Here is a 26,737-nt window from a genome sequence, read left to right as displayed (position 1 = left end):
TAGCTGTGTCCCGCCGTCTGAAAGTCTCCTCCGCCCAGCTGGGTCCGATCCATCTCGCCGACAGCCGGGCGAGCGTGGTCAAGCGCATGATCGAGATGTTGAAGGAGGCCGACAGCCGCGGCTCCAAGTTCATCGTGTTTCCCGAACTGGCGCTCACGACCTTCTTCCCGCGCTACTGGATGGAAGATCCCAACGAGGTCGAGAAGTACTTCGAGAGCCAGATGCCGAGCCCGGACACGCTGCCGCTGTTCGAGCTGGCGCGCGAGAAGGGCATCGGCTTCTACCTGGGCTACGCCGAGCGGACCGAGGAAGAGGGGGCGACGCATCACTTCAACACCTCGATCCTGGTGGGACCGGACGGCCGTTTGATCGGCAAGTACCGCAAGGTCCATCTGCCGGGCCATGACGAGCACCGCCCGACGGTGCCGTACCAGCATCTCGAGAAGAAGTATTTCGAGGTCGGCAATCTGGGCTTCAACGTCTGGAAGATGTTCAAGGACGAAGTGATCGTCGGCCAATGCATCTGCAACGACCGCCGCTGGCCCGAGACGTTCCGCGTCATGGCACTGAAGGGCGCCGAGATGGTCGTGCTGGGCTACAACACGCCGAGCGACAACGTCTACGCGCCGCACGAGCCGCCGTACCTGCGGGTGTTCCACCACATGCTTTCGCTGCAGGCAGCTGCCTATCAGAACGGCATCTGGGTCGTGGCGACGGCGAAGGCCGGCAAGGAAGACGGGTTCTGGTTGCACGGCGGCTCGGTGATCGTGGCACCGACCGGCGAGATCGTGGCCAAGGGCACCACCGAGGATGACGAGGTCATCTCCTACGATTGCGATCTCGGCCTCGGCGAGTACATCCGCAACACCACCTTCAACTTCGCCAAGCACCGCCGCCCGGAGCACTACAAGCTGATCAGCGAGCGCACCGGCGTGAAGCTCGAACCGTCGAACTGAGGGCTCTCGAAATGCAATACGCTTCCAACGACCTGACACCGCACGAGCGCTACAAGGTCCTGACCGCCTTCGTGCTGCCGCGCCCGATCGCCTGGGTGACGACGCTGGGACCGACCGGCGTGGTCAACGCGGCGCCGTTCAGCTTCTTCAACGTCTTCGCCGAGGATCCGCCGCTCTGCATGTTCGCGATCAACAAGCGGCCGGACGGGCGCCTCAAGGACACCTGGACGAACATCCAGCGGACGGGCGAGTTCGTGATCAACCTCACCGACGAGCCGCTGGCGCTCAAGATGCACGAATCGAGCGGCGACTTTCCGCCGAACGTCGGCGAACCCGACTATCTCGGCCTGAAGCTCGCGCCCTCGGTCGACATCAAGACGCCGCGCCTGGCCGACGCGCCGTGGGCGATGGAGTGCAAGACCTGGCAGGTCATCAATGTGAAGGACGATCGCCAGCTCGTGATCGGCGAGGGGCTGCGCTTCCACATCCGCGACGAGCTGTGGGACGACAAGGCCAAGCGCGTCCACATGGACAAGTACCACCCGGTCGGACGCATGTTCGCCGATCGCTACTGCCGCACCAACGACCGCATGGATTTCCCGGCGGCGCCGGTCGTCAAGGCCGCGGCGGCCGAATAGCTCAGGACCAGTTCAGCCGGGAGCGTCCGATCGCCATCGCGACGGCGGCCTGGCTGGGCTCGACCACGGGCAGGCCGACATGGCGCTGCAGGCGTTCCCGGTAGCGCGCCATGCCGGCGCAGCCCATCACCAGCACGTCGGCGCCGTCCTCGTCGCGCAACTCGGCGGCGACTTCGGCCATGCGGCTGAAGGTGCGGGCCTCGTCGGCCAGTGCGACGACTCCCAGGCCGATCGCGCGGTCGCCGGCCATGCGGTCGTTCAGGCCCATCTGGCCGACATAGCGAAGATGCCGGGGGATCGACTTCCTCAGGATCGAGATCACGCCGAAGCGCTGGCCGAGGGTGAGAGCGGTCAGGATGCCGCACTCGGCGATGCCCAGCACCGGCTTGGTCGTGAGTTCGCGCGCGGCATGCAGACCGGGGTCGGAATAGCATCCGATGACGAATGCCGAGCAGTCGTTGTCGCGCTGCTTCACCATGGCGCCGATCAGCGGCACGACCTGTTCGACGTGGCCCTGGTTCTCGATGCCGGGCGGGCCGTCCGCCAGCGTGACGCATTCGATGGCCGGGCCACCGTTCATGCGCAGCGGCTCCATGGCGACGTCGATGCCGCGGGTGACGGCTTCGGTGGAATTGGGATTGATGACGAGGATTCGGTCGGACATGGCCGCAAGATGGCCTCTAAATTGCTATCCGACAACGCTTGTTCTAACGTTGAAGCTTGGGGATTTCATGGGAAGGGAACTGAAGAAATGATGCACCGTCGCTTTGCAGCGCTGGCCGTTGCGGCACTGATGTGCGTGAGCCCCGCGCTCGCCCAGGACAAGAAGCCGCCGCTGCGCACCGGTGTCGATGGCACGTTCGCGCCGCACGCCATGCCGAAGATGGGCGGCGGCGTCGAGGGCTTCCAGATCGACGTCTTCACCGAGGCCGCCAAGCGCATGAAGCGCGACATCACGATCGATGCCGTGAGCTTCTCGACCCTGATCCCCGGCATGCAGTCGGGCCGCTACGACTTCATCGCGGCGCCGACCACCGTGACCAAGGAGCGCGCCGAGAACATGCTGTTCACGGCCGGCTATCTGTGGACCGCCTTCCAGTTCGGCATCAAGAAGGGCAGCGCGCCGATCAAGAGCTGGGCCGACCTCAAGGGCAAGGCCGTGGCCGTGAACAAGGGCACGCCCTACGAGACGCTCGCCAAGAAGATGGGCGAGGAGCATGGCTTCACCGTCCAGGTCTACGACACGCAGCCAGACGCGACGCAGGCGGTACTGTCGGGCCGCGCCTACGCGACGCTGGGCGGCAACACCACGATCGTCTACGCCGCTTCGAAGAACCCGCAATTCATCGCCGACCTCGAACTCGCCGAAACGCGCGCCCACTGGGCCGCGCCCGTGCCGAAGGACAACCCCAAGCTTCGTGCCGAGCTGCAGGATGCGCTCGACTGCATGAAGAAGGACGGCACGATGGCGAAGTTCTACGAGAAGTGGTTCAACAAGAAGCCGGCGGCCGACGATCTCGCTGTCGTGGTGACGCCGGGCTACGGCGTGCCGGGCATGCCGGGCTACGATCCGACGCCGCACGAGCTGAAGTGTAACTGAACCCTTGGCGTTGCCCCGGACGAAGCGCAGCGGAGGAAAGCACACCTCCGCTGCGAGCCTTCACCCGGGGCGACGGACTGATCTCATGACCGCCAATCCAATCGTAGATGCGCGCGCGATCCACAAGCATTTTGGCACTCTTCACGTCCTGAAGGGTGTCGATCTCAAGGTGGCGGAGCGCGAGCTGGTATTCGTCATCGGCCCGTCGGGGTCCGGCAAGTCGACGCTGCTGCGCTGTCTCAACCGGCTGGAGGAGCCGTCCTCCGGCTCGATCGTGGTCGACGGCATCGACATGCTCGACCCGAAGACCGACATCAACCATGCCCGCCGCCGCATCGGCATGGTGTTCCAGTCGTTCAATCTCTATCCGCACATGACGGCGCTGGGGAACGTGACCCTGGCGTTGCGCAAGGTGGCCGGGAAGGGCCGCGCCGAGGCCGAGGCGCTGGGCCGGGCGGCGCTGGAGCGGGTGGGCCTCGCCGAGCGTGCCGACCACACGCCGGGCCAGCTTTCGGGCGGCCAGCAGCAGCGAGTGGCGATCGCCCGTTCGATCGCGCTGGAGCCGCGCGTGATGCTGTTCGACGAGCCGACCAGCGCCCTCGATCCCGAGCTGGTCGGGTCTGTCCTCGAGGTGATGCGCGGCCTGCGCGAGAGCGGCATGACCATGATCGTGGTCAGCCACGAGATGGGCTTCGCGCGCAATGCGGCCGACCGGGTCGTGTTCATGGACGACGGGCTGATCGTGGAGCAGGGGCCGCCGGCGGCGATCTTCGAAACGCCGAGTCACGAACGGACGCGTGCCTTCATCGGCCAGATCCAGCGGCACTGAGGCCGGCGTGGCATGAGCGGCTGGGACAAGTTCGTCGAAACCTTCTTCAACGCGAAGGTCATGTGGAAGTACCTGCCGGACATCCTGTCCGGCATGGTGGTGACCATCGAGCTCGCGCTCCTGATCGTGGTCAGCGGCCTCGGGGCGGGGCTGGCGCTGGCTCTGTTGCGCAGCCTGGCGATCCGGCCGCTCAACTGGCTGATCATCTTCATCGTCGATCTTTTCCGCTCGCTGCCGCCGCTGGTCATCATCGTCCTGATGTACTTCGGCCTGCCTTACGCAGGCCCGGCGCCGTCCGGCTTCGTCTCGACCTGGCTGTCGCTCGCCTTCGTCCTGATGGCCTTCTCCGAGGAGATCTTCTGGGCCGGCATCACCTCGATCCCGAAGGGCCAGTGGGAAGCCTCGCGCTCGACCGGCCTGTCGTTCGGCCAGACCCTGTTCAACGTCGTGCTGCCGCAGGCCTTCCGGCTCACCATCCCGCCGCTGACCAACCGCACCATCTCGATCACCAAGGGTACGGCGCTGGGCACCGTCGTGGCGGTGACCGAGATCCTGGGACAGGCCAGCTCCGCGATGTCCAACTCCTACAATCCCTCGCCCCTGATGATGGGGGCGGCGGCCTACGTCGTGCTGTTCCTGCCGGTCGTCGTTGCAGCCCGCTGGATCGAGGCCAAGTTCGCGTGGAAGCGATGATCGAAGCCTTCTTCAACATCGAGATCATGAAGGCAGCCTGGCCCATCGTTCTGACGGGCCTGTGGAACACGATCCTGCTGTCCCTGATCGTCGTGCCGCTCGGTCTGTTCGGCGGCCTGATCCTGGCGCTGCTCGCCTCGATCAGGCATCCGCTGGTGCGCTGGCCGCTGATGGCGTGGGTCGACTTCTTCCGGGCCTTCCCGCCGCTCGTGCTGTTGGTGCTGCTGTTCGCCGGCCTGCCGTTCGCGGGCCTGGAACTGGGCGGGTTCGCCTGCGTGGCCATCGCCTTCTTCCTGAACACCGGCTCCTATTACGGGGAGATCTTCCGCGCCGGCATCGACTCGGTGCCGGGGGGCCAAGTCGAGGCGGCGCGCTCCACCGGCCTCACCCGGATGCAGGCGATGCGCTACGTCGTGCTGCCCCAGGCGGTGCGGAACGTGATGCCGGACCTGCTCTCGAACACGCTGGAAGTCGTGAAGCTCACGTCGCTGGGTTCGGTGGTCGCCGTCCCCGAACTGCTCTACGAGGCCCGCCAGGCGCAAAGCATCACCTACAACCCGACGCCGATCGTCATGGCCGCGGTCATTTATTTCCTGCTGCTCTGGCCGCTCGTCCGACTGCTCAGTCGCCTCGAGAACCGCGCTCTGGCCGGGCGCCGATAGGCGCCGGCCTCAGCGCTTCTGGACGCAATCCCGGTAGGTCACCGTCTGGTTCGCGCCTTCCTCGACGAAGGCGGTGTCTCCCTTGCTCCAGAAGACGAACGTGCCGCTCGAATCGGCGTAACGGATACCCGACCCCGACACAGTCTGCGGCAGGCTGAACTTGCGCCCGTCACTCAATTGCACGACCGCCCGCCCGCCGGGAATGGGACGCCCATCCGGTCCGAGGCTCGACTTTCCGTCGTAGAAGTCCGCGACGATCGTCTTGTCCTGCTGGCACTGGTATCGGACGGTGGACATCGGGGCGTCCGGAGAAGGGGCCTTCAGCGGCGGCCCCTCATTGCAACCGGCAACCGCCGGCAAGAGAAGCAAGACGGCGATAGCGGCCACCGGGTGGGTCATCGAAGGTCTCCAGAGCCGCATTCGGCATCGCATTGGCAGGAAGCAAGTCCAACGCCCTGGAAGAACGAATGTTGCCGGCTGCCTGTCAATCCTTGGCGAGCGCCTGGATCAGGTCGAGGGTCTTGGTGCGCAGGCCCTTGTTACTGATCTTGTAGTAGGCCCGGACGAGCTCGAGCGTCTCGCGCTTGGTGTTGAGATCGTCGCCCTGCTTCGCGGCCGCCTTGGGTCGACCCGGCTTGCGCTTGGTGGTGCCCGCCGACGCGTCCATCCCGTCGAAGAAATGGGTCACGGGAACGTCGAGGACCTTCGAGAACTCGAACAGTCGGCTCGAGCTGATGCGATTGAAGCCGCGCTCGTACTTCTGGACCTGCTGGAAGGTCAATCCAACGGCCTTCGCGAGGTCGGTCTGGCTCATGCCGAGCAGCGCGCGCCGCTGGCGAAGCCGGCTACCGACGTGGGTGTCTACAGGATGGGAAACGGTCACATATACCTCCGCGAATCAATATGGGTATTGCACGCAGGTCTTACACCCACCTTTCGCCCTACAGGGTGCGACAGGACGACTAGTGGCGGTGACAATCGCGTGACGACATGTGCACACGCAGTGCGGTTGCCGAACCGGCGCATGATCCTTACCGTGTCCTCCACGAGGTGGCAAAGACCGCCCGCGGGAGGACTGGCAAATGTTAAGTCTCATTCGCGTTATAGGTTCGTGTCTGCTCGCCTTGCTCTGGGCACACGCTGCAGTCGCCCAGACCGCCTGGCCGGACAAGCCGGTCAAACTCGTGGTGGGGTTCACCGCCGGCAGTGCAACCGACGTCACCGCCCGGCTGTTCGCGCAGAAGTTCACCGAGGCCTGGGGGCAGCCGGTGGTCGTCGAGAATGTCTCGGGCAATTCCGGCGCGATCGGGGTCGACAGGGTCGCCAAGGCCCCGCCGGACGGCCACACGCTGATGTGGTCGGGCAATGCCGCGATCACCATCCTGCCGTCTCTGCAGGCGTTGCCCTTCGATCCGCTGAAGGACCTGACCGCGATTTCGACCTCCTTGGTCATGCCGTCGGTCTTCGTCGTGAACAACGACCTGCCCGTGAAGTCGATCGCCGACCTGATCGCCTACGCCAAGGCCAATCCCGGCAAGCTCTCCTACGGGACGCCGGGCGTCGGTACGCCGCAGCACATTGCGGGCGAGCTGTTCTGCCACCTGGCCGGCATCAAGATGGAGCATATCCCGTATCGCGGTGCCAACCTCACCGACGTGATGAGCGGTGTGGTTCCGGTCGGGATTCAGAACGCCGGGGCAGGAATGCCGATGGTGCGCGACGGCCGGGTGCGCGGCATCGCTGTGACCTCCCTGAAGCGCGCCGCGAGCGCCCCCGATCTGCCGACGCTCGCCGAGCAGGGTTTCCCGGGCTTCGAGGCGACGTCGTGGTTCGCGCTGATGGGCCCCGCCAACCTGCCTCGTCCGATCGTGGACAAGGTCCGCGCGGAGTCGCTCAGGGTGCTGGCCGATCCGGAGATGCAGAAGAAGTTCGCGGTGATGGGGCTCGACCTCGTGGGCAGTACGCCGGAGGAAACCCGCGCAGCCATCGCCGCGGACATCCCGAAATGGGCGAAAGTCATCCGGGATGCCAACATCAAGACGGGGCCGTAACCCTCAGCCTTCTCCCTTGATCTTCTCGCGCCGCGCCAGCTCGGCGTCGGAACTCTGCGACAGCGCGAAGGTTCCGGTCGTCACCGCCCCCGCGCGCGCATACACGCCCATGGTGACGCCCGTCGTCGAGACGCTGCTCTCGGCCAGCTTCAGCGCGCCGGCTTTCGAGCCTGGGCCGAACAGCTTCTTGCCGTGTCCGAGGACCAGCGGGAAGGTGAGCAGGCGGAGTTCGTCGATCAGGTCGTGAGCGAGCAGGGTCTGCAGAAGCACACTGCTGCCCTGGGTCAGCAGGACTGGCCCCGTTCCCTGCTTCAGCCGGGCGATCTCCGCGACGACATCGCCCGTCAGGGCGACCGAGTTGTTCCAGGTGAGCGGCGAGGTGGAAGAGGTGGCGACATACTTGGTCACCTCGTTGAAGACCCTGCCGATGGGATCGTCGTCGCCGACGAACGGCCAGTGGGCGGCGAAGATCTCGTAGGTCCTGCGGCCGAGCAGCAGGTCGAAGGGCTTTGAAAAGCACGCATCCATGAACTGGCCCATCGGCTCGTCCCAATAGGGCACGGTCCAGCCGCCATGTTCGAAACCGCCCGTAGGGTCCTCCTCGGGCCCACCGGGCGCCTGCATGACCCCGTCCAGGCTGACGAATGCGCCGGCAGCGATCTTTCTCATGGCAATCCTCCGATGTGGGTGTCCCAAGGACGGGGGAGGGCCGCCCGATCCGACATCGGCGTCAGAGAGTCTCGAAAGAGGGTGCGACTAATATTCTTCGACGATCTGCCCGTTGGGGTGGATCGTGACCCGCTTCGGCACGCCCTGGGGGCGGGTCGGCACGGGATCGCGGGTCACGTTGGCCCGCCAGGACCCGTCGTTCTTTTCTTCCAGTCGCTGGACGCGATAGCCCTGGCTCTCGAGGCGGTCGCGGGTCACCGAATAGGTATTGGGCTGGGATGGCGGCGGCGCCATGACCGGCGCCGGCGGCGCGACGGGCGGCGGGGCCAGGGCGCCCGGCGACATGGTGTCGGGCATCCGGCCGCCATTGCCGATCGATCCGGGCACGAGCTGGCCGAAGGCCGTGTCCGCCGCCGCGACCAGAGCCATCACGAAGACGGCGGTGAGGAGGGTGGTACGCATCGACTTTATATGGGTTGTCCGGCCCGCTCTTGCTATGAGGAGGATGGGGGACACGCATGAATATTCACGGCGTTCTGTCGCGTAAGTTGCTTTCCGATATCATCGCGCCGGTCAGCCATGTTGCCGCGCTGCCGAAGGTTCTGGGCCCTGTCAGCATCGTCTTCATGGGGATCGGCGCCATCATCGGCGCCGGCATCTTCGTCCTGACCGGCACGGCGGCCGCCCTCTATGCCGGGCCCGCCGTCGTCGTGTCGTTCGTGCTGGCGGGCCTCGCCTGTGCCTTCGTGGCGCTCTGCTACGCGGAGCTGGCGACGCTGATGCCGGTGGCCGGCAGCACCTACACCTACACCTATGCCAGCCTCGGGCAGCTCGCGGCCTGGCTGGTCGGCTGGAACCTCATCCTCGAATACTCGATCGGTGCGGCCGCGGTGGCGGTGGGATGGTCGGGGTACTTCAGCGGTACGCTTGCCTCGGTCGGTCTCGCCATCCCGCCCCGGCTGTCGACCTCGACCGGGCAGGCCGTCCAGCTCGCCGACGGTACCACCGCGACTGCCATCGCCAATCTGCCGGCCGCGGCGATCGTCGCGCTGCTGACCTTTCTGCTCGTTCAAGGTACGCGTGAGTCGGCGCGCCTCAACAATCTCATGGTGGCGATCAAGCTGGCCGTCATCCTGGCGTTCATCGGCGTCGGGATCGGCCATGTCTCGGTCGCGAACTGGCAGCCGTTCGTGCCACCGAACACCGGGACCTTCGGGACCTTCGGCTGGAGCGGTGTCCTGCACGGCGCGTCGGTCGTGTTCTTCACCTACATCGGCTTCGACGCCGTCTCGAATTGCGCGCAGGAAGCAAAGCGGCCGCAGCGCGACATGCCGATCGGCATCCTGGGCGCGCTCGTGATCTCGACGATCCTCTATATCCTGGTGGCGGGCGTGCTGGTCGGCGTCGTGCCGTACCCCCAGCTGAACGTGGCCGCGCCCGTCGGGCTCGCGGCGGATCGAATGGGGGTCGGCTGGTTCGCTGCCCTGATCCAGCTCGGCGCGCTGATCGGAATCACGACGGCGATCCTCGTTCTGCTCTACGGGCAATGTCGCATCTTCGCGACCATGGCCAACGACGGGCTGATGCCGCCGGTGTTCAGCCGCGTCCACCCCAAGCTGAAGACGCCCTGGCTCAGTCAGATCCTGATCGGCGTGATCGTCGCGGCGATCGCCGCCGTGGCACCGATCGAGATGCTGAGCGAACTGGTCGGCGTCGGCACGCTGTTCTCGTTCCTGATGGTCTGCGCGTCGGTGGTCCGACTTCGTCGTCTCGAGCCGCATGCCGTCCGGCCTTTCCGGGTGCCGGCCGTGCCCTTGATCCCGATGCTTGGCATCCTGTCCTGCCTCGGCCTGATGGTCGGGCTGGCACCCATGACTTGGGCCCGACTCGTCATTTGGATCGCGATCGGCCTCGTCATCTACTTTGCCTATGGCCGATCGCGCGCCGCCCTCAAAGCAGGGGGTGGCGCTTCCGCGTGAGCGGCACGACCACCACGCTGGCTCCCGGCCGGGCGATGGCCTCGGCGACGGCTGCCGTGACCTCGGCACCGGTCCTGGCCAGCGTCGCCGGCGCGCCATAGCCTTTGGCGAGCGCTTCCAGGTCGATTCCCGGCAGGTCGAGGCCGGGCACGTTCGGCGTCTCCTCGAGCTCCGCGAAGGATTTCAGGATGGCGTACTCGTGATTCTGCAGGACGACGAAGACGACGTGAGCCTTCTGCTGGACCGCCGTGTAGAGCGCCTGGATCGAGTATTGAAAGGAGCCGTCGCCCATCAGCGCAATGACCGGACGATTGCGGCCACTGCTGCGTTCCGCGAGCGCCAGGCCGACGGCCGCCGGCATGTCCCAACCCAGGCCACCCGACGCGAAGGTGTAGAAGCAATCGGGCTTGTCGATGCGAAACTGGTCCTGCATCTCCGCGACGACCGACGGGGCTTCCTCGACCAGCACATAGTCGGCGGGGCAGGCCGCGCGCACCGCGGCCATGATGGCGTCGCCCGCCAGGGGCTGGGCTTCCAGGTCGGGCGTCTTCGGTGCCGGACGCAGCGGCGAGGCAATCGACGAAGTCCGCTTCTTGAGCTGAGGCTGGATCGCCTCCAGGAACAGCCGCGCGTCCGATACCAGGCTGTCACCGACCGGGGCCTTGGACGACATGTTCGGATCGTCGGTCACCTGTAGGAGCCGCGTCCCCTCCGGAATGTAGTCGCCCCCGACATAGGGATAGTAGCGGAACACGGGAGCGCCGATGACGATCACAAGATCGTGGCCCGAGAATTTCTTGCCCAGGGGCCCGATGGCCGCGGGCAGGGCGCCGGCATGTTGGGGATGGGTCTCCGGGAAAGGCGTGCGTTCGGCGAAGGGCGCCGTCCACACCGGTACGCCCAGCGTTTCGGCGAACAGGATGCCGTCCTTCCAGGCCTGGCTGCGGGCGAGGTCCGATCCATAGACGATGACGGGCGACCTGGCGGCATTGATGCGTTCGGCGAACTCCGCGACGCGGGCGGGATCGGGGCCGGTGCGCGTGGCGATCGTGCGGAAGGCATCGATTTCCGGCATTGGCTTGTCCCAGTCGTCGAGCGGCAGGGACAGGAACACCGGCCCGGCGGGCTGCTGCATCGCCGTTGCATAGGCCCGCATGAAGGCGGCCGGAATGTCTTCGGCCCGCGCCGGCTCGTAGGCCCACTTCACCCAGGGCCGTGGCAGGTTTGCGGCGTCGATGTTCGTGAGGAGCGGCTCGAGCAGGAGCATCTCGCGCGTTTGCTGGCCGGCCGTGATGATGAGCGGCGTCTTGTTCTGGTAGGCCGTCACGATGCAGCCCAGCGCGTTGCCCATGCCGGCGCCGGTATGCACGTTGACGATCACCGGCTTGCGGAGGCCCTGCGCGATACCGTCGGCAATGCCGACGACGCTCGATTCCTGCAGGGCCATCACATAATCGAAGTCATCCGGGAAGTTCTTGAGGAAGGTTTCTTCCGTCGAGCCGGGGTTACCGACGACGGTCGTGAGGCCGAGCTTGCGGAGCAGATCGAAGGTAACGTCCTTGACTGTGCGCATGCGCAATTCCTCCGCTAGTGTTCAGAAGCACATCGTAGCCCCGCGCGCGAAGCGTGGCACTCGCAATTGCTGAAACCGTGAACGAGACATGGGAACGGAGCGCCCCACGAGGGGTAGGGCGCTCCGCCAGATCCGCAGGCTGGGAGGGTGTGGCTCCTACTGCTCGCGGACGTTACCCGACGGGTCGAGCGTCACCGCGACCTCGACGTTGTTGCGCATCGCCTTGCCGGTCCAGTTGCCGGCGGTATCGCGGGTCAGCAGCTTGATGCCGTTGTAGCCCTTGGCCTCGAGCTGCGACTTGGCGGCGGCTTCGGCGGCCGTGGCGTTGGACGACGTGGCCGGGAGATTGGTGTTCGGATTGCTGGTCTGGCCCGGCATCGAGTTCATGTCGCGGCCGGCCGGCGTGCTCGGCTGCATCGTCTGGGCGAAGGCAGCGCCGCAGATGCTGGTCACGGTAATCGCTGCCAGGGTGATGAGGGTCTTCTTCATGCATTCCTCCATTGGTTTCAGGCTGTGAGCGATCAACGCCGGCCTCTGAAAGGTGTTGCATGAATATGCGGAAACACGTTCCCGGCATCCGCCGTCGGCTGCGCGAAGGACCTCCATCCTGTAAGTGAAGGGTCAATGGACCCGGGCTCCTTCATTCTCAGCCATGCAGGCCTTTTCGCCGCCGCCTTCCTGGCGGCCACGATCTTGCCCTTTCAGTCGGAGCTGGTGCTGATCGGCCTGCTGGTTGCCGAGCCGACCCATTGGGCCACGCTGCTGTTCGCGGCCTCGCTCGGCAACACGCTGGGCTCGGTGGTCAACTGGGTGCTGGGGCGCCTGATCGAGCGTTTCCGCGACCGCTCGTGGTTTCCGGTGAAGCAGCGCGACTACGAACGCGTCGAGCGGTGGTATGCCCGCTGGGGTATCTGGTCCTTGCTGTTTGCCTGGCTGCCGTTCGGCGGCGACGCGCTCACCGTGGTGGCCGGCGCCTTGCGCACGCCCTTGCTCCCGTTCGTTCTTCTGGTCGGCATCGGCAAGACGGCACGCTACGCCGTCCTCGTTGCGGCGACTCTGGGCTGGCTCGCTTAGCGGCCAGGGCGTGGCACCGATATTGCTTCCTCGATCGCGTGGACACGACCGGGGAGGCCCTCATGCAGTCATCATCGTTTCGCCGACGTACAGGATTGGCAGCGCTTGCCCTGACGTTCCTGTTCGGAGCCCCGGCGATTGCGCAGGACAAGGTCCGTTTCCAGACCGACTGGATCCCGTCCGGCGAACACGCGATGTACTACGGCGCCTGGAGCAAGGGCATCTACGCCAAACACGGCATCGACATCACGATCACGCGCGGCTACGGCTCGGGCGACACCGTCACCAAGGTGGCCTCGGGCGCGGCTGATTTCGGGGTCGCCGACATTGCCGCCGTGCTGACGGCGCGGGCGCGCACCAACGTGCCGGTCAAGACCATCGCCGTGCTCTACAACGAGTCGCCGCATTCGCTGTTCGTGCTGAAGAGTTCGGGCATCACCAACTTCAAGGGGCTGGAAGGCAAGAAGATCGGCATCACGCCGGGCAACAGCCACCGCTTTTACTTCCCCGAAGTCGCCAAGAAGGCGGGAACGGATCCCAACAAGCTGATCTGGACTAACATGGATGGCGCCGCGATGGCTGCTCAGCTCATCGCCAAGAACATCGACGCGGCGCCGTTCTATTCGATCCATTACTACTACATCAACAAGGCGGCGGTTAAGGCCGGCCAGGAGATCCTGCCGCTGCCCTTCGTCGAGGTCGGCTTCAAGATCTACGCCGCCTCCCTCATCACCACCGACAAGATGATCCAGGACAAGCCCGACCTGGTGACGCGTTTCCTGGCCGCCACCAAGGAGGCCTTCGAATGGGCCGCCGCCAATCCAGAGGAAGCCTGCAAGCTGCATGTCGCGCGCTTCCCCGAAGTCGAGCTCGACGACTGCATGGGCAGCGTGAAGGCGGTGATGAAGTTCGTCTTCAACGACCACACCAAGGAATTCGGCTGGGGCAAGGAGAGCCCGGAGCGTCTGAAATTCTCGTGGGAGACGATCGCCACGGCCAACGAGCTGAAGCCGGAGTTCGACTACAAGGCCGCCATCGACACGAGCAAAGTCGCCAAGTAGGGGCGGGAAGTGATCTCGCTCAACCGGGTCACGCGCATCTTCAACAGCCGTGACGGCGATCAGGTCACGGCGCTGCAGGACGTGTCGCTGGAGATTGGCCGCAACGAGTTCATCACGCTCGTGGGCCCCTCCGGCTGCGGCAAGTCCACGCTTCTGCGCATCGTGGCCGGGCTGATCCTGCCGACGGCGGGCCGGGCCTCGATCGGCGGCGAGGAGATCACCGAGCCGCGGGCGGAAACCGGCATCGTCTTCCAGGCGCCGACCTTGCTCCCCTGGGCCAGCGTGCTCGACAATGTGCTGTTCCCGCTGCGCATGATGCACCGCATCGATTCGACCAGCACCGACAAGGCGATGGCGCTGCTCAAGCTGGTCGGCCTCACGGGATTCGAGAGCAAGTCGCCGCGCGAGCTGTCGGGCGGCATGCAGCAGCGGGTCGCGATCTGCCGGGCGCTGGTGCACGATCCGGACATCCTGCTGATGGATGAGCCCTTTGGGGCGCTCGACGCGCTGACGCGCGAGGAAATGACGATGGAGCTGCTGCGCATCTGGAGCGAGCGGCCCAAGACCGTCCTTTTCGTGACTCATTCGATCACCGAGGCCGTCGTGCTGGCCGACCGAGTGGTGGTGATGTCGCCGCGGCCGGGACGCATCGCGGAAATCATCGACATCGGCCTTTCGCGCCCGCGCAGCTTCGAAACCGAGGCCACGCCGGAATTCCACGAGGCAAGCCATCGCATCCGCCAACTCATCTTCGGGACACGCCATGTCAGTTCAGGCCGCGCCGCCGCTTGAGGAGCGGCAGAAGCCGCCCCGACGACGAAAGAAGAGCGCGGCCCTGTACGAGGTGGTGGTGCCTCTGATCGCCACTGCCGGCCTGTTTCTCCTGTGGGAAGGCGCCTGTCGCGCCTTCAGTATTCCGGGCTTTTTGCTGCCGGCGCCGAGCGATATCTGGAAGGACACGATGGCCATCGGGCCGACCGTGGCCGGCCATACGATGGCGACCTTCAAGACGGTCATGCTGGGTTTCGTGGTGTCGATCCTGATCAGCCTGCCGCTGGCCGTCGTGCTGACCGCATCGCCCGCGATCGCGGCGGCCGTCTATCCGTTCCTCGTCTGGACGCAGTCGATCCCGAAGGTGGCGCTGGCGCCGATCCTCGTGGTCCTGCTCGGCACCAACGAGCTGCCGCGCATCGTGATCACCGTGCTGGTGGCGTTCTTTCCGCTTGTCATTTCGATCGCGACAGGGCTGCTGTCCGTGCCGCCCGAACTGATCGAGCTCAGCCGGGCCTGCCGCGCCTCGAAGCTGAGCGAGCTCCTGCGGATCAGGCTGCCGTACGCGATCCCGTTCATCTTCGCCGGCCTCAAGGTCGCGATCTCGCTCGCCGTCGTCGGCGCGGTCGTGGCGGAGTTCGTCAATGCCGACGCCGGGCTGGGCTTCCTCATTCAAACGTCGACGGCGTTCTTCAAGGTGCCTGTGGCGTTCGGGGCGCTTATCATCCTGTCGGTGATGGGCGTGGTGCTGTTCCAGATCGTGGTCGCAGCCGAGCGGGTGTTCTTCCCGTGGTCGAGCAGCAATACGACGCCGGGTGCCTGACCGGCCGCGCAAGGGGAGAGTGTGACATGGCGAAATCGCCGAAAGAGTCGATGACCGTTATCCGCGGCGGCCGCGTGGTCGACATCAAGGGCCATGCAGCGCCCAAGGCCGACATCCTGGTGAAGGGCGACACCATTGTGGAGATCGGCGCGAAAGTGTCGGCGCCGGAATCGGCCACCGTGATCGACGCGGGCGGCAAGCTGCTTCATCCCGGCCTGATCAACGGCCACACGCACAGTCACGGCAACCTCGCCAAGGGCATGGTCGACCGCGTGACCCTGGAGCTGCTGCTGACGGCGGGCCCCTATATGAGCGGCGCGCGCACCCTCGAGGACAAGTACCTGTCCAGCCTGATCGGCGCGTGCGAGATGGTGATGAAGGGGTGCACGGCTGCCTATGACCTCGCGGCGGAGTTTCCCATGCCGACGGCGGAAGGGCTGGCTGCCATCGGACAGGCCTATGCCGATGTCGGCATGCGCGCCATGCTGGCGCCGATGGTGGCCGACACCAGCTTCTTTCAGGCCATCCCCGGGCTGATGGACCAGCTGCCGCCCTCGCTGCAGAAGCAGGTCGAGGCGTATCAATTCTCGCCCTACAAGGCGAGCGTGAAGCAGATGAAGAAGGCGCTGCACGGCTGGAAGCTCGACCGGCAGGGGGTGCATCTCGCGGTGGCGCCGACCATCCCGCATCACTGCAGCAGGGAATTCCTGCTGGCCTGCCTGAAGCTCGCCAAGGACTACGATACCGGCCTGCACACCCACGTTTCGGAATCGAAGGTGCAGGTCGTCGCCGGCTACCGGCTCTACGGTACCTCGCTCACCGCCTACATGGATTCGCTGGGGCTGGTCGGGCCGAAATTCACCGTGGCGCACGGCGTCTGGCTCGATGGCGACGACATGAAGCTGTTGGGCGACAAGGGCGCCTCGGTCTCGCACAATCCCGGTTCGAACATGGTGCTGGGCAACGGCATCGCCGACATGCGCGGCATGCTGGATGCCAAGGTCAATGTCGGCATCGGCACCGATGGCGCGAGCTGTTCGGACAATCAGAACATGTACGAGAACATGCGGTTGGCCTCGATGGTCTCCAAGGTGCAGGGGCCGGACAACCGCGCGTGGATCACGACCGAGGAGGTGCTGCACGCGGCGACGGCCGGCAGTGCGCGAGCCCTGGGGCTGGGCGACAAAATCGGCAAGCTGGAGCCGGGCTACAAGGCCGACATCGTGTTCCTCGACCTGGGGCACATCAACTGGATCCCGTTCAACGATCCGACCAACCAGATCGTGCACACGGAAGACGGGGCGGCCGTGCATTCGGTGATGGTCGCCGGTCGTATGATCCTCGAGGACCGCAAGCTCCTGAACGTCGACATGGTGCAGCTCGCGCGCCAGGCCGAGAAGGCCCGCGAGCGGCTGGAGCGCGGCCGCAAGCCGGCCAAGGCGCTCTACGACAAGCTCGAGAAGGTGGTGAACACCTTCTGCCCCGGGCTCGCCAAGCAGCCGCTACATATCGACCGGTTCGGCGGCAGCCATCACCACGCCTACCACGGTCATCACCACCACTAGGCGGCGGCGACGCCGATCAGCGAATCGTGGAGCCAGATCATCGCGGCATAGGCCGCGGTGCCGATCACCACGACCAGCAGGTCGTTCCTGGACCAGCCAACCCGCGGAGCGCCGGCATCTCCCCGGCGCTTGACGGCGATGCGGTCATAGACGGCCCAGGCGAGCAGGCTGCCGAACAGCAGCATCGAACCCAGGTCGCCGTTCACCAGCAGATGTGAGAGGGCCCACGCCTTAACGGCGACCAGCATGGGATGCCGGAGAAGGGATTTGATGCGGCTCGGCGGCGCGTAGGTCGAAACGAGGGCGACGAAGGCGAACCACAGGAGCGCTGCGGCGATGGGATGAAAGGCGCGAAAGGGCGGGTTCCAGACCTGGATGTACCCCGCGCTCCTATAGTGCCCGAAGCCAACGACGATCAGGATCAGGCCGGCCAGGGCGAGCAGGGAATAGAGACCCTTGTAGCCGCCTTCGCCCAGGCGACCGATCACGGCAGCCCGCGGTTCGCGCAGTGTCGTGAAGAAATGGACGCCGATGAACAGCGCTAGGCCAAGCAGAAGGATCGACATGCCTCATCATAGCATGCCGACCCTCACGTGAGCATCGTTCGATCCGCTACTCAGCGCGACATCTGGGTGACACTGCCGCTGGTGTCGACCGTCACGGCGACTTCGGTCTCGTTCTTGGTGGCGAGCGCCTGCCAGGAGCCGTCGTCGCGGCGCTTGAGTTCCTTGATGTTGGTGTAGCCACTGGCTTCGATCTGCGTACGCGCCGAAGTCGCCGTCTGGGCGGAGCCCGGCATCCCTGCCGGCGGAGCGGCGGGCGTGGTGGAGTTTCCCGTGCTCGGCGGCATCTGGGCAACGGCCATCGTGGCTGAGAGGACAAAACCCGCGGCGAGCGACAGAACGAGCTTCATGGGGACACTCCTCGGGGTTGGGAAAGTTCGTTGGTTAATGCGGATTGGTCCACAACGTTGCATGCAACGGCCGCTGCCGGGCGGCGTTTCAGTTGATGGTTGCGTAGTGGTCGAGGTCGCCATGAGAATTTTGCCCGTGCTCGTCTCGTCGGCCCTGATGCTGACGGTTCTGCCCGTTGTGGCGCAGCAACTCGCGCTGGCGCCCGAAAAGAGCGATTGCGCGACCGAGGAGCCCGACTCCGTCCAGATCAGCTGGGACACACCGTGCGAAGCCGGAAACTGGATTTTCGAGCCCGGCGTGGGCTGTCGAATGGCGGACTGGCATCCCGACAGAGGGGACAAGGCGACCTGGAGCGGTTCGTGCCGCGCAGCCCTGAAGGAAGGGATTGGTATCGTCCAATGGACCGAGCACCGGGAGCCCATCGATCGCTTCGAGGGCACCTACCGGCAGGGTCGTCGGGAAGGGGCGGGGCGGTACGTCTGGAACGAGACCGATCGCTTCGAGGGCACCTACGCGAACGATCTGGCCAACGGCTTTGGCACCGTCACGATTTCAGGGACGTCCCTGTCCGGCGATTGGCGCAATGGCTGCTTGCGGGTCGGCGACAGGGTGGTGGCTATCGGCGTCTCGAAAGACAGCTGCGAGCAGGACCCGGAAGTCCTGGCAGAGACGGCCAGCCTTCGCTAGCTACGCAATGTTGAAGTAGTGCAGGCCCATCCCGACCAGGCCAGAGGCCACGATCGGGTAGGCCGGATTGATCTTCGTCCGCCACAGCAGCAGGAAGACGACCAGCGCGATCACGCCGAAGAAGATGTGGGTGATGGCGCCGCGCCCCATGATGATGGCGCCCGCCAGCACGAGCCCGACCGCGACCGAGCCGAGCCCCGTCTGGATCGCCGGCCGCCAGCGCCAGGTGGCAAGGTGCGTCCACAGCCGGCCCACGAAAAAAGTCAGCAGGCCGGTCGGCAGGAAGAACGCCACGAGCGCCACCAGCGCCCCCGGTATATGGGCGACGGTGACGCCGATCGACGCGACCATCATCATGTTCGGACCCGGCGCCAGCTGACCCAGGCTGTAGAAGTGAAGCAGCTCCGGGAACGTCACCCAGTGGTAGGTGTCGACCGTGAGTTCCTTCATCTCGGGGAAGGCGGCCATGCCGCCGCCGATGGTCAGCAACGACAGGTAGGCGAAGACGCCGGCAAGGTCCCAGAGCTGCTTCACCGGATGTCCTTGTCGCGCGGCCGGTGCCACCAGATGGCGACGATCCCGGCCGCGATCAACGCGTAGGGCACGGGGACCTTGAAGAAGGCGACCGCGATGGCGGTGGCTGCCACGAAAACATAGTCGGCGTAGGTCTTCAGCGTCTTGGCGCCGAGCTGGACCAGGACGACCAGGATGAGGCCGACCGCGCCCGCGGCGATCCCGTGCAGGAAGGCCTTTGACCACGGGCCGTCTCCGCCCGCGCCGTAGAGCAGCCCGGCCGCGATCATCAGGCTGGCGCCGGGAATGCACATGCCCAGGGTGGCGACGAGGGCACCCATGCCGCCGCGCAGGCGGTCGCCCACCAGGATCGACATGTTGGTGGCGTTCAGTCCCGGCAGGGTCTGGCTGATCGACAGCAATTCGACGAAGGTCACGTCGTCCAGCCAGCGCTGGCGCACGACCAGGCCGGTACGCAGATAGGCGACCACGCCGCCGCCGATGCTCGTCGCGCCCATGACCAGAAAGACCCAGAAGAGCTTTCCGAGCGACGGCGGTGGTGCAGAGGTTTCGGCGTCGCTCATTCGTGGGCTTGCGGCGGATTGCCCTTCAGCCGGTACACGGCGCCGGTCTTGGTCGTGGTCAGCGTCAGCCAGTCGGCGGCGACCTGCTGCAGCTCCAGGAAGAAGCGCTCGCAGTGGTTCAACGACTTGTGCTTGATGTCCTCGGGGCCGGTGAACCTGAGCTGGAAGGCGAACTCGCCGACGAAGGCGTGGTGGTCGCCGCGCGCGCGCCACAGGCCGAGATTGGCGGTCGCCGCCGTGTGATGGCCGAAGTCGAGCAGGCAGATGTCCTGCAGCAATTCCTCGACGATCGTCTGGTTGACGAGGGAGATGTCGTTGGGGCCGTCGCAGGAGATCGCGCCCAGCGTCGGGAAGATCTGGGTCAGTTCGGGCAGGGACATGTTGCCCAGCGAAGACATCACGATGCGCGCGGCCTGAGGGGCCTGGCTGAGGCCGAATTCGACATTGTGCGACAGCAGGCGCCGGATGCCGCCGATCTTCTCCTTGAGCGGCATGACTTCGAGCTTGAACTTGATCTTGTACTTGCCGTCGATGCGCGGCCGCACGTCGAGGGCCTGGGCCTTCGCCATGTTGTCGCTGCGATACTTGAAGACGATTTCGGGATCGCCGATCGCAAAGCCGTCCTGGTAGGCGATACGGCGCCGCACGATGAAGTTGTTGTTGTAGAGGTGGTAGCCGCCGGTATCGAGGAAGAGGACCTCGCGCACCTCGGGCCGCTGCTGGGACTTGGGCGTGTGCTGGTATCCGACGCCCGTGGTCGCCGCGGCGCGCTGGACCAGGGCAGCGAATTCCTTGAACACATGGGCCGACGTGAAACGATCGGGCTTGAGGATCAGCTTGCACTGCAGATACTGGATCTCGTCGCAGCGACGGCCGTCGGCATAGAGGCTGTCCTGGCGATCGCCAAGCCACTGCGCGATCTGCCCGTCATCCTGATGTGAATGCATTGTCTCTCCCTGACGGTAGCGTAGCGCCAGCCTATGGCGCTGTCATCTGGGCCGATTGGGTGGCCTTGCCGTAGGTCTCGACCTTCCCGTCCGTGAAGCAAACGTAGTAGCGGTCGGACATCGACCACGGCGTGCGGCTCCAGAAGTCCCTCAGAACCGTGTAGTACGCGCAATCCTTGCCGGGGGTATAGGTCGATCCTTCGGGCGGTCCCATGACCGCCCGGACCTGCTCGCGGTCCATTCCCGCCTGCAGACGCTCGACATTGTCGCCATGCACGCAACCGGCCAGCAGGAGGGCGGCCGCAATCAGGCAGAGTGGATACTTCATGGCTTTCTCCTGTGATTAGTAGGGTTGGGCCTCGCCGCCAACAATTGTCGTGCAGGCGGATGGCTGGCGCAATTCGGAACGATGCGGTACGTCCGCAGGATGCAGGACCACCCAAGATTTGTCGCGCCGGGCCTCCCGGCTTCGCTGAGCGGCGCCACCGCCGGCCTGGCCGAAACGCCCATTTCCGAAGTGGCGATGACCGTGTTCGGCGACCCCGACGTCGTGCCGATGTGGTTCGGCGAGAGCGATCTCGTGACGCCGGACTTCGTGCGCGAGGCCGCGGCCAAGGGCCTTAAGGCGGGCGAGACATTCTATACGTGGCAGCGGGGTATTCCCGAACTGCGCAGTGCCCTGTCGGCCTATACCGAGCGGCTCTACCGGATCAAATGTCCGGTGGAACGCCTCACGGTGACGACCGGCGGCATGCAGGCCATCCTGCTGACCTGCCAGCTTCTGCTCGATCCCGGCGACAATGTCGTCATCGTCTCGCCGATCTGGCCGAACATCACGTCGGCGACGAAGCTGGTGGGGGGCGTACCGAAGTACGTGGCCCTCGACCGCACGCCAACCGGCGGATGGACGCTCGACCTGCAGAAGGTCTTCGGCGCCGTCGACGACCGCACGCGGGCGATCTTCGTCAACTCCCCGGGCAATCCGACGGGCTGGACCATGTCCACAGAAGAGCAGGCGGCGTTGCTGGACTTCGCGCGCAAGCGCGGCGTCTGGATCATGGCCGACGAGGTCTACGCCCGCCTGATCTATACGAAGCGGCCCGATGGCCGGCAGGTGGCACCGTCCTTCCTCGAACTGGCCGGGCCGGACGATCCGGTCATCGTGCTCAACAGCTTTTCCAAGCCGTGGGCGATGACCGGCTGGCGCCTCGGCTGGCTCACCCATCCGGCGGCGCTGGGCGACCAGTTTGCCAAGCTGGTCCAGATCAACACCTCGGGCGTTCCCGCCTTCCTGCAGAAGGGCGCTGTCGCGGCGCTGGAGCAGGGCGACGATTTCGTCCACGAGATGGTCGAGCGCTGCCGGTCGGGTGGCGAGCTGGTGTTCCAGCGTCTCTCCGCCCTGCCGAAGGTCAGGATCGCGCGGCCGGACGCGGCCTTCTACGCCTTCTTCTCGGTCGACGGCGTCAGCGACACGCTGGCCTTCTGCAAGACGATGGCGAAGCAGTACAAGGTCGGCCTGGCGCCCGGCGAGGCCTTCGGGCCGGGCGGGCAGGGCAATGTGCGCCTGTGTTTCGCGTCGAGCGCGGAGCGGCTGAGCAAGGGGCTCGATCGCATCGAGGCCGCCGTCAAGGCGTTGTGATGCCGGCATGCCCACACCTCCCGCCATCGTGGTCCAGCACCTGCGCAAGGTGTATGGCGAGATCGTCGCGGTCGACGATCTGAGCTTCTCCGCCCCGCGCGGGGCCGTGCTGGGGCTGCTCGGCGGCAACGGCGCGGGCAAGACCACCACCATCGCCATGCTGCTCGGGCTGCTGGAGCCGACGGCCGGCAGGATCGAGATCCTCGGCATCGACATGTTGCGGCGGCGCTATGCGGCGCTGCCGCGCATGAACTTCTCCTCGCCGTATGTCGACCTGCCGCATCGCCTGACGGTGCGCCAGAACCTGCAGTTCTATGGCCGGCTCTATGGCGTGAAGGATCTCCGCCGTCGCATCGACGAGATCGCCGAGCACATGCAGGTCTCGGCCTTCCTCGACCGTCCGGCGGGCAAGCTCTCAGCCGGCCAGAAGACGAGGGTGGCGCTGGCCAAGGCGCTGATCAACCGGCCGGACGTGCTGCTGCTCGACGAGCCGACCGCCTCGCTCGACCCGGACACCGCCGACTGGGTGCGCGGCTACCTCGAAACCTACCAGCGCGAGACCCACGCCACGATCCTGCTCGCCTCGCACAACATGGCCGAGGTCGAGCGGTTGTGCGACGACGTGATCCTGCTGCAGTCGGGCAAAGTGTTCGAGCGCGGCAGTCCGCGCGAGCTGCTCGATCGGTTCGGCCGCGAGGACATGGAGGAGGTGTTCCTCGACATGGCGCGCGGCCGTGCCCGGGGCCTCGACGCCCTGAAGCCCGACGGGGCGAAGCCATGAGCGGCTCCTTCAACCGCATCTACGCCCTCGTGCTGCGCCACATCTATCTCTGGCGCAGCTCGGTGATGCGCCTGGTCGATTCGATCTACTGGCCGGCCGTGCAGATGGTGATGTGGGGCTTCATGACCCAGTACCTGCTGCCGCAAGCCTCGTTCGTGGCGCAGGCCGCCGGGGTGCTCCTCTCCGGGCTGCTGCTCTGGGAAGTCGTCGTCCGCGGCAATCTCTCGCTTTCGATCGCCTTCCTTGAGGAGATCTGGTCGCGCAATCTCGGCCATCTCTTCGTCAGTCCCATCCGCTCCTGGGAACTGGCCGCCGGCATTATCATCGCATCGCTGCTTCGCACGCTGCTCGGCATGATCCCGGTGTCGCTCATGGCCTGGGCGTTCTTCGGCTATTCGATCTATACGCTCGGGCTGCCGCTGCTCGCCTTCTTCGTGATCCTGCAGATGTTCTCCTGGTCGATCGGGCTCGCCATGTCGGGCCTGGTCATGCGGGTGGGGCAGAGTGCGGAGAGCTTCGCCTGGGCGGCCGTGTTCGTGCTGATGCCGGTGAGCGGGGTCTACTATCCGATCTCCGTGCTGCCGCACTGGCTGCAGGTCATCGCCTGGGGATTGCCGCCGGCCTACATCTTCGAGGGCATGCGCTCGATCATGCTGGAGAAGACGGTCCATTGGGACATGCTGGCCCTCGCTTTCGGGTTGTCGGCGGTCTACCTCGTGATCGGCTTCCAGGTGTTCCAGTGGTTCTTTCGCTCCTCGCGCCGGGCCGGTTCACTCCTCGGCCAAGGCGAGTAGAATAGGGCCGTTTCCGGAGGTGAGTGATGTTCAAGCACGTGATGGTTCCCGCACTTCTTTCGCTCGCCGCCGCAGCGTGCTCGACCGTGGACAAGTTGGGCAGCGAGCCGATTACGCCGCCCAAGCCGGTGCCGGCCTGGTCCAGCGTCTACACGGTTCCCTATGACTCGATGGTGACCTGCCTTGCCGCGCCGGCCGCCAGCGGGTTCGTCGTCAACATCGAGCCGTCTTCGGCGCCTGGCACGACGACGGTCCTGTACGTGCCGCAGAGCGCCCCCCAGGCGGAATCGCGCTACGTCGTGAAGCGCGTGCCCGACGGCACGATCCAGGTCGACTGGATCCGCGTGGGCACGGTGGGCGGTCTCGACTGGCTCGACGTCCAGGCCCGCCAGCGCGCCAATCGCTGCGGCGGGATCGGCTAACTACCGGGCGTTCAGCACTGCGGTACAGGCCGCCGGCAGTTTGGGCCGGTAAGGCTTGGGCGGGGTGGTCGGCGGAACGACCGGCGCCTTGCGGAACCACGATTCGAGCGCCTCGCCGCAACCGTCATCCTGCGCATAGTCGGCCTGCGGCTGGCACTGCGGATTGCCCGGCGGGCAGTAGAGGCGGACATGGAAGTGCGAATCGTGCCCGTACCAGGGGACGAGCTTGCGCAGCCACGAGCGGTCGCCCCCGACCGTCTGGCAGAGCCGCTGCTTGATCCACTTGTTGACGAACATGCGGTCCAGATTCGGCATCTGTGCCGCCGTCCTCAGCAGGAAGACGTGCTGCTCGTTGAACACCGAGTCGTCGATGCCGCTGTCGTCGGCCAGCACGAGGGAGCGCAGGCGCGGATTCTCGCGATCGGCCGGTGCGCGGCGCGCCCCGGGCTGGCGCTCGAACCAGATGTCGGCATCGAGCCCGATCTGGTGGCTGGCATGGCCTGACGGGGCGGGACCGCCGCGCGGCTGGCCGATGTCGCCGATGTAGAGATGGGCCTGTCCGGCGGCCCGGATCTTCTCCGACAGGGTCCTGATGAACTCGATCGTGACCGGCTGGCCCCAATAGCGGTTGCGGCTGACCCGGATGGCCTCGTAGCCGGGGCCCTCCAGCGGCAGCGCCTGGGCGCCCTGCAGGCATCCGGCGGTATAGAAACCGATCGACTGCGTCGGGCCGGGCGCGGGCGTCTGAACCGTGGCCCAGTCGTCGGCGCGGACCGCGTTCGTCAGGAACAGGAGAGCCGCGAGCAGCGGAACCGCGAAGCGCATCATCTTGTTGGCACGATAGTCGCTCGCTAAGACTTTGCCCATGGCCGACTACGAGTTCCTCAAGATCGACCGGCAGGGCGCCGTCACATACCTGACGCTGAACCGGCCGCAGCGGCGCAACGCGCTGACGCATCGCATGATGCTGGAACTGGAAGACGCCTTCGTGGGCGTCGGAAACGATCCGGCCTGCCGGGTGCTCGTGCTGCGCGGGGCCGGCGGGCATTTCTGCGCCGGCGGCGATCTCGACACGATGGCCGACCTGCCGCCCGTGCCGCCGGGCGGCACCGACCCGCTGCTCCCGACCTATCGTCAGTTCGGCAACGCGCTGCTGGCGCTGGAGGCGCTGCCGCAAGCCACCATCGCCGTCGTCGAAGGCTCGGCCGTCGGGGCAGGGTTCGGCATGGCCTGCTGTTCGGACGTCGTCATCCTCCGCGAGGACGCCCGCTTCGGGATTCCCGAACCCCGTGTGGGCTTCATCCCCTCCCAGATCATCCCCTTCCTGGTGCGGCGACTCGGCGAGGGGCCGGTGCGCGATCTGGCCGTGACCGGCCGCGTGATCGATGCCGCCGAGGCGTACCGGCTGGGAGTCGGGCGCCATCTCTGCGCGAGCGGGGCGGAGGTCGAAGCGACGCTCGAGAGCCTGCTGGACGACATTCTGCGGATGGAGCCCAAGGCGCTGGCCGTGGCCAAGCGGCTGGTCCAGTCCTGCGCGAAGAAGGATGATCTCGACGTGCTCGACGAGGCGGCGGGAAACCTGGTCGGGTTGCTGCGCCAACCGGAGGCCGCCGAAGGCATCCGGCATTTCATGGCGAAGACCACGCCCTCATGGGCCAAGAGGTAGACATGCGAAACTATCGCCACATCGAAGTGAGGCCGATCGCGGGGGCGCTGGGCGCGGAGATCCACGGCGTCGACATGGCGCAGGATCTCGACGCCGAGGTCGTGGCCGAGATGCGCCAGGCCTTCCTGGACCATCTCGTGATCTTCCTGCGCGACCAGACCGTGACGCCGCTGCAGCAGCTCGCCTTTGCGCGCAAGTTCGGCGACCCCATCGAGTATCCGCAGCTCAAAGGGCTCCCGGAATCGCAGATGATCACGCCGGTGGTGAAGCTCGAGCACGAGCGCAACAATTTCGGCGGCATCTGGCATTCCGACACGACCTACCTGCCGGTCCCGCCGATGGGCAGCATGCTGCTGGCGCGCGAGGTGCCGGCCTTCGGCGGCGACACGATGTTCGCCAACCAGTATCTCGCCTACGAGGCGCTGTCGGACGGGCTGAAGGCGACGCTCGACGGGTTGATCGGAGTCAGCTCCTCGGCCAAGGCCGACGTGACCAAGACCCGTGAGGACCGCATGAAGGCCGCCGGCGCCGAGCTCAAGGTGATGACGGCCGAGCATCCGATCGTGCGGACCCATCCCGAAACCGGCCGCAAGGCGCTCTACACGTCCGACGCCCATACCGCGCACATCAAGGGTTGGACGGAGAAGGAGAGCCTGCCGCTGCTGCGCTTCCTGTGGGAGCACCAGACGCGGCCCGAGTTCACCTGCCGCTTCCGCTGGGAAGCGGGATCCCTGGCGTTCTGGGACAATCGCTGCGCCATGCACAATCCGATCAACGACTATCACGGCTTCCGGCGCGTCATGCACCGGATCACGCTGGCCGGCGACAAACCGCGATAAAGGGAGA

The 26,737-nt window shown here is 65.9% G+C and carries 34 protein-coding genes; 20 read left to right on the top strand and 14 right to left on the bottom strand.

All coding sequences use genetic code 11. The annotated features are described in order from the left end of the window. Nucleotides 1-5 precede the first annotated feature (5 nt). Nucleotides 6-956, top strand: coding sequence for an N-carbamoyl-D-amino-acid hydrolase (locus tag ACO07K_RS12585; RefSeq protein WP_422036281.1), 951 nt, complete (start codon nt 6-8; stop codon nt 954-956). Between the two features lie 11 nt (nt 957-967). Beyond that, the gene (locus ACO07K_RS12580) at nt 968-1,594 is read left to right on the top strand and encodes a flavin reductase family protein (protein WP_422036280.1); all 627 of its coding nucleotides are present in this window, start codon (nt 968-970) and stop codon (nt 1,592-1,594) included. A 1-nt stretch (nt 1,595) separates the two neighbouring features. Here ACO07K_RS12580 and ACO07K_RS12575 read toward each other — a convergent pair whose 3' ends face one another. Next, nucleotides 1,596-2,258: an aspartate/glutamate racemase family protein gene (locus tag ACO07K_RS12575; protein WP_422036279.1), complete on the bottom strand. Its 663-nt coding sequence runs from the start codon at nt 2,256-2,258 to the stop codon at nt 1,596-1,598. A gap of 87 nt (nt 2,259-2,345) precedes the next feature. Here ACO07K_RS12575 and ACO07K_RS12570 point away from each other — a divergent pair, with 87 nt between their 5' ends. The 4 genes from ACO07K_RS12570 to ACO07K_RS12555 all read left to right on the top strand — a co-directional run bounded on the left by ACO07K_RS12570 (nt 2,346) and on the right by ACO07K_RS12555 (nt 5,378). Continuing rightward, a complete protein-coding gene (locus ACO07K_RS12570; RefSeq protein ID WP_422036278.1) occupies nt 2,346-3,194 on the top strand; it encodes a transporter substrate-binding domain-containing protein in 849 nt (282 codons plus the stop codon). Between the two features lie 85 nt (nt 3,195-3,279). Next, a complete protein-coding gene (locus tag ACO07K_RS12565) occupies nt 3,280-4,023 on the top strand; it encodes an amino acid ABC transporter ATP-binding protein (RefSeq protein WP_422036277.1) in 744 nt (247 codons plus the stop codon). 12 nt (nt 4,024-4,035) lie between these two features. Then, complete coding sequence (locus ACO07K_RS12560) at nt 4,036-4,716, top strand: amino acid ABC transporter permease (protein WP_422036276.1); 681 nt, start codon at nt 4,036-4,038, stop codon at nt 4,714-4,716. Then, on the top strand, nt 4,713-5,378 hold the full coding sequence (locus tag ACO07K_RS12555) for an amino acid ABC transporter permease (protein ID WP_422013372.1): 666 nt from the start codon (nt 4,713-4,715) through the stop codon (nt 5,376-5,378). The genes ACO07K_RS12560 and ACO07K_RS12555 overlap by 4 nt, the downstream gene beginning before the upstream one ends. A 9-nt stretch (nt 5,379-5,387) precedes the next feature. Here ACO07K_RS12555 and ACO07K_RS12550 read toward each other — a convergent pair whose 3' ends face one another. After that, on the bottom strand, nt 5,388-5,675 hold the full coding sequence (locus ACO07K_RS12550; protein ID WP_422036275.1) for an MliC family protein: 288 nt from the start codon (nt 5,673-5,675) through the stop codon (nt 5,388-5,390). A gap of 187 nt (nt 5,676-5,862) precedes the next feature. Next, nucleotides 5,863-6,261, bottom strand: a complete 399-nt coding sequence (locus ACO07K_RS12545) for a helix-turn-helix domain-containing protein (RefSeq protein WP_422036274.1) — start codon at nt 6,259-6,261, stop codon at nt 5,863-5,865. Nucleotides 6,262-6,460: 199 nt separating this feature from the next. On the opposite strand from ACO07K_RS12545, the gene ACO07K_RS12540 reads away from it, so the two are divergent. Beyond that, nucleotides 6,461-7,429, top strand: a complete 969-nt coding sequence (locus ACO07K_RS12540; RefSeq protein ID WP_422036273.1) for a Bug family tripartite tricarboxylate transporter substrate binding protein — start codon at nt 6,461-6,463, stop codon at nt 7,427-7,429. A gap of 3 nt (nt 7,430-7,432) precedes the next feature. On the opposite strand, the gene ACO07K_RS12535 is transcribed toward ACO07K_RS12540, so the two are convergent. Next, nucleotides 7,433-8,098, bottom strand: a complete 666-nt coding sequence (locus ACO07K_RS12535; protein WP_422036272.1) for a dihydrofolate reductase family protein — start codon at nt 8,096-8,098, stop codon at nt 7,433-7,435. 87 nt (nt 8,099-8,185) lie between these two features. Then, a complete protein-coding gene (locus ACO07K_RS12530; protein WP_422036271.1) occupies nt 8,186-8,560 on the bottom strand; it encodes a hypothetical protein in 375 nt (124 codons plus the stop codon). Between the two features lie 56 nt (nt 8,561-8,616). Between ACO07K_RS12530 and ACO07K_RS12525 the strand changes: the two genes are divergently transcribed. Continuing rightward, nucleotides 8,617-10,077 carry an amino acid permease gene (locus tag ACO07K_RS12525; RefSeq protein WP_422036270.1) on the top strand — a complete coding sequence of 487 codons (1,461 nt, stop codon included), beginning with the start codon at nt 8,617-8,619 and terminating at the stop codon, nt 10,075-10,077. Here the strand turns inward: ACO07K_RS12525 and mdlC are convergent. Then, entirely contained in the window at nt 10,049-11,650 is a 1,602-nt protein-coding gene (gene mdlC / locus ACO07K_RS12520; protein ID WP_422036269.1) for a benzoylformate decarboxylase, read from the bottom strand. The two genes, ACO07K_RS12525 and mdlC, sit on opposite strands and share 29 nt — an antisense overlap. 156 nt (nt 11,651-11,806) lie before the next feature. After that, the gene (locus ACO07K_RS12515; RefSeq protein WP_422036268.1) at nt 11,807-12,139 is read right to left on the bottom strand and encodes a hypothetical protein; all 333 of its coding nucleotides are present in this window, start codon (nt 12,137-12,139) and stop codon (nt 11,807-11,809) included. A 135-nt stretch (nt 12,140-12,274) separates the two neighbouring features. Between ACO07K_RS12515 and ACO07K_RS12510 the strand changes: the two genes are divergently transcribed. The 5 genes from ACO07K_RS12510 to ACO07K_RS12490 all read left to right on the top strand — a co-directional run bounded on the left by ACO07K_RS12510 (nt 12,275) and on the right by ACO07K_RS12490 (nt 16,944). Further along, nucleotides 12,275-12,724, top strand: a complete 450-nt coding sequence (locus ACO07K_RS12510; RefSeq protein WP_422036267.1) for a YqaA family protein — start codon at nt 12,275-12,277, stop codon at nt 12,722-12,724. 62 nt (nt 12,725-12,786) lie between these two features. Continuing rightward, nucleotides 12,787-13,785 carry an ABC transporter substrate-binding protein gene (locus tag ACO07K_RS12505; protein ID WP_422036266.1) on the top strand — a complete coding sequence of 333 codons (999 nt, stop codon included), beginning with the start codon at nt 12,787-12,789 and terminating at the stop codon, nt 13,783-13,785. Between the two features lie 9 nt (nt 13,786-13,794). After that, nucleotides 13,795-14,577, top strand: coding sequence for an ABC transporter ATP-binding protein (locus ACO07K_RS12500; protein WP_422036265.1), 783 nt, complete (start codon nt 13,795-13,797; stop codon nt 14,575-14,577). Beyond that, the gene (locus tag ACO07K_RS12495; protein ID WP_422036264.1) at nt 14,549-15,379 is read left to right on the top strand and encodes an ABC transporter permease; all 831 of its coding nucleotides are present in this window, start codon (nt 14,549-14,551) and stop codon (nt 15,377-15,379) included. Before ACO07K_RS12500 ends, ACO07K_RS12495 begins: the two co-directional genes overlap by 29 nt. Nucleotides 15,380-15,405: 26 nt before the next feature. Then, the gene (locus ACO07K_RS12490) at nt 15,406-16,944 is read left to right on the top strand and encodes an amidohydrolase family protein (protein WP_422036263.1); all 1,539 of its coding nucleotides are present in this window, start codon (nt 15,406-15,408) and stop codon (nt 16,942-16,944) included. On the opposite strand, the gene ACO07K_RS12485 is transcribed toward ACO07K_RS12490, so the two are convergent. Continuing rightward, complete coding sequence (locus ACO07K_RS12485; RefSeq protein ID WP_422036262.1) at nt 16,941-17,510, bottom strand: NnrU family protein; 570 nt, start codon at nt 17,508-17,510, stop codon at nt 16,941-16,943. The genes ACO07K_RS12490 and ACO07K_RS12485 overlap by 4 nt on opposite strands. 50 nt (nt 17,511-17,560) lie before the next feature. Then, nucleotides 17,561-17,857, bottom strand: a complete 297-nt coding sequence (locus tag ACO07K_RS12480; protein WP_422036261.1) for a hypothetical protein — start codon at nt 17,855-17,857, stop codon at nt 17,561-17,563. Between the two features lie 121 nt (nt 17,858-17,978). Here ACO07K_RS12480 and ACO07K_RS12475 point away from each other — a divergent pair, with 121 nt between their 5' ends. Further along, nucleotides 17,979-18,545, top strand: a complete 567-nt coding sequence (locus tag ACO07K_RS12475; RefSeq protein ID WP_422036260.1) for a hypothetical protein — start codon at nt 17,979-17,981, stop codon at nt 18,543-18,545. Here ACO07K_RS12475 and ACO07K_RS12470 read toward each other — a convergent pair whose 3' ends face one another. From ACO07K_RS12470 to bamE, 4 genes are read right to left on the bottom strand one after another with little or no spacing between them, the layout of a single operon-like run. Next, nucleotides 18,546-19,079 (bottom strand): chromate transporter, encoded by a 534-nt coding sequence (locus tag ACO07K_RS12470; RefSeq protein WP_422036259.1) that lies wholly within the window; start codon nt 19,077-19,079, stop codon nt 18,546-18,548. After that, the gene (locus tag ACO07K_RS12465; protein WP_422036258.1) at nt 19,076-19,642 is read right to left on the bottom strand and encodes a chromate transporter; all 567 of its coding nucleotides are present in this window, start codon (nt 19,640-19,642) and stop codon (nt 19,076-19,078) included. The genes ACO07K_RS12470 and ACO07K_RS12465 overlap by 4 nt, the downstream gene beginning before the upstream one ends. Then, the gene (locus tag ACO07K_RS12460) at nt 19,639-20,589 is read right to left on the bottom strand and encodes a hypothetical protein (RefSeq protein ID WP_422036256.1); all 951 of its coding nucleotides are present in this window, start codon (nt 20,587-20,589) and stop codon (nt 19,639-19,641) included. Before ACO07K_RS12460 ends, ACO07K_RS12465 begins: the two co-directional genes overlap by 4 nt. 31 nt (nt 20,590-20,620) lie before the next feature. After that, entirely contained in the window at nt 20,621-20,917 is a 297-nt protein-coding gene (bamE, locus tag ACO07K_RS12455) for an outer membrane protein assembly factor BamE domain-containing protein (RefSeq protein ID WP_422036255.1), read from the bottom strand. Nucleotides 20,918-20,998: 81 nt separating this feature from the next. Between bamE and ACO07K_RS12450 the strand changes: the two genes are divergently transcribed. Genes ACO07K_RS12450 through ACO07K_RS12435 form a run of 4 tightly spaced genes read left to right on the top strand, consistent with a single transcriptional unit; the run spans nt 20,999 to nt 24,225 of the window. Then, nucleotides 20,999-22,228 (top strand): pyridoxal phosphate-dependent aminotransferase, encoded by a 1,230-nt coding sequence (locus tag ACO07K_RS12450; protein ID WP_422036254.1) that lies wholly within the window; start codon nt 20,999-21,001, stop codon nt 22,226-22,228. Between the two features lie 7 nt (nt 22,229-22,235). Next, on the top strand, nt 22,236-23,009 hold the full coding sequence (locus ACO07K_RS12445; protein WP_422036252.1) for an ABC transporter ATP-binding protein: 774 nt from the start codon (nt 22,236-22,238) through the stop codon (nt 23,007-23,009). Then, nucleotides 23,006-23,803: an ABC transporter permease gene (locus tag ACO07K_RS12440; protein ID WP_298312850.1), complete on the top strand. Its 798-nt coding sequence runs from the start codon at nt 23,006-23,008 to the stop codon at nt 23,801-23,803. Before ACO07K_RS12445 ends, ACO07K_RS12440 begins: the two co-directional genes overlap by 4 nt. A 26-nt stretch (nt 23,804-23,829) precedes the next feature. Continuing rightward, complete coding sequence (locus tag ACO07K_RS12435; RefSeq protein ID WP_422036250.1) at nt 23,830-24,225, top strand: hypothetical protein; 396 nt, start codon at nt 23,830-23,832, stop codon at nt 24,223-24,225. On the opposite strand, the gene mepA is transcribed toward ACO07K_RS12435, so the two are convergent. Continuing rightward, nucleotides 24,226-25,092 carry a penicillin-insensitive murein endopeptidase gene (mepA, locus tag ACO07K_RS12430; RefSeq protein WP_422036249.1) on the bottom strand — a complete coding sequence of 289 codons (867 nt, stop codon included), beginning with the start codon at nt 25,090-25,092 and terminating at the stop codon, nt 24,226-24,228. On the opposite strand from mepA, the gene ACO07K_RS12425 reads away from it, so the two are divergent. Next, nucleotides 25,091-25,891 carry an enoyl-CoA hydratase/isomerase family protein gene (locus ACO07K_RS12425; RefSeq protein WP_422036248.1) on the top strand — a complete coding sequence of 267 codons (801 nt, stop codon included), beginning with the start codon at nt 25,091-25,093 and terminating at the stop codon, nt 25,889-25,891. The two genes, mepA and ACO07K_RS12425, sit on opposite strands and share 2 nt — an antisense overlap. A gap of 2 nt (nt 25,892-25,893) precedes the next feature. Beyond that, nucleotides 25,894-26,730: a TauD/TfdA dioxygenase family protein gene (locus tag ACO07K_RS12420; RefSeq protein ID WP_422036247.1), complete on the top strand. Its 837-nt coding sequence runs from the start codon at nt 25,894-25,896 to the stop codon at nt 26,728-26,730. Nucleotides 26,731-26,737 lie beyond the last annotated feature (7 nt).

It is taken from the genome of Reyranella sp. (assembly GCF_965228225.1).
Lineage (GTDB): Bacteria > Pseudomonadota > Alphaproteobacteria > Reyranellales > Reyranellaceae > Reyranella.
The sequence above is the reverse complement of the archived record's forward strand: the minus strand, read 5'-3'. Positions and strand labels throughout refer to the sequence as shown.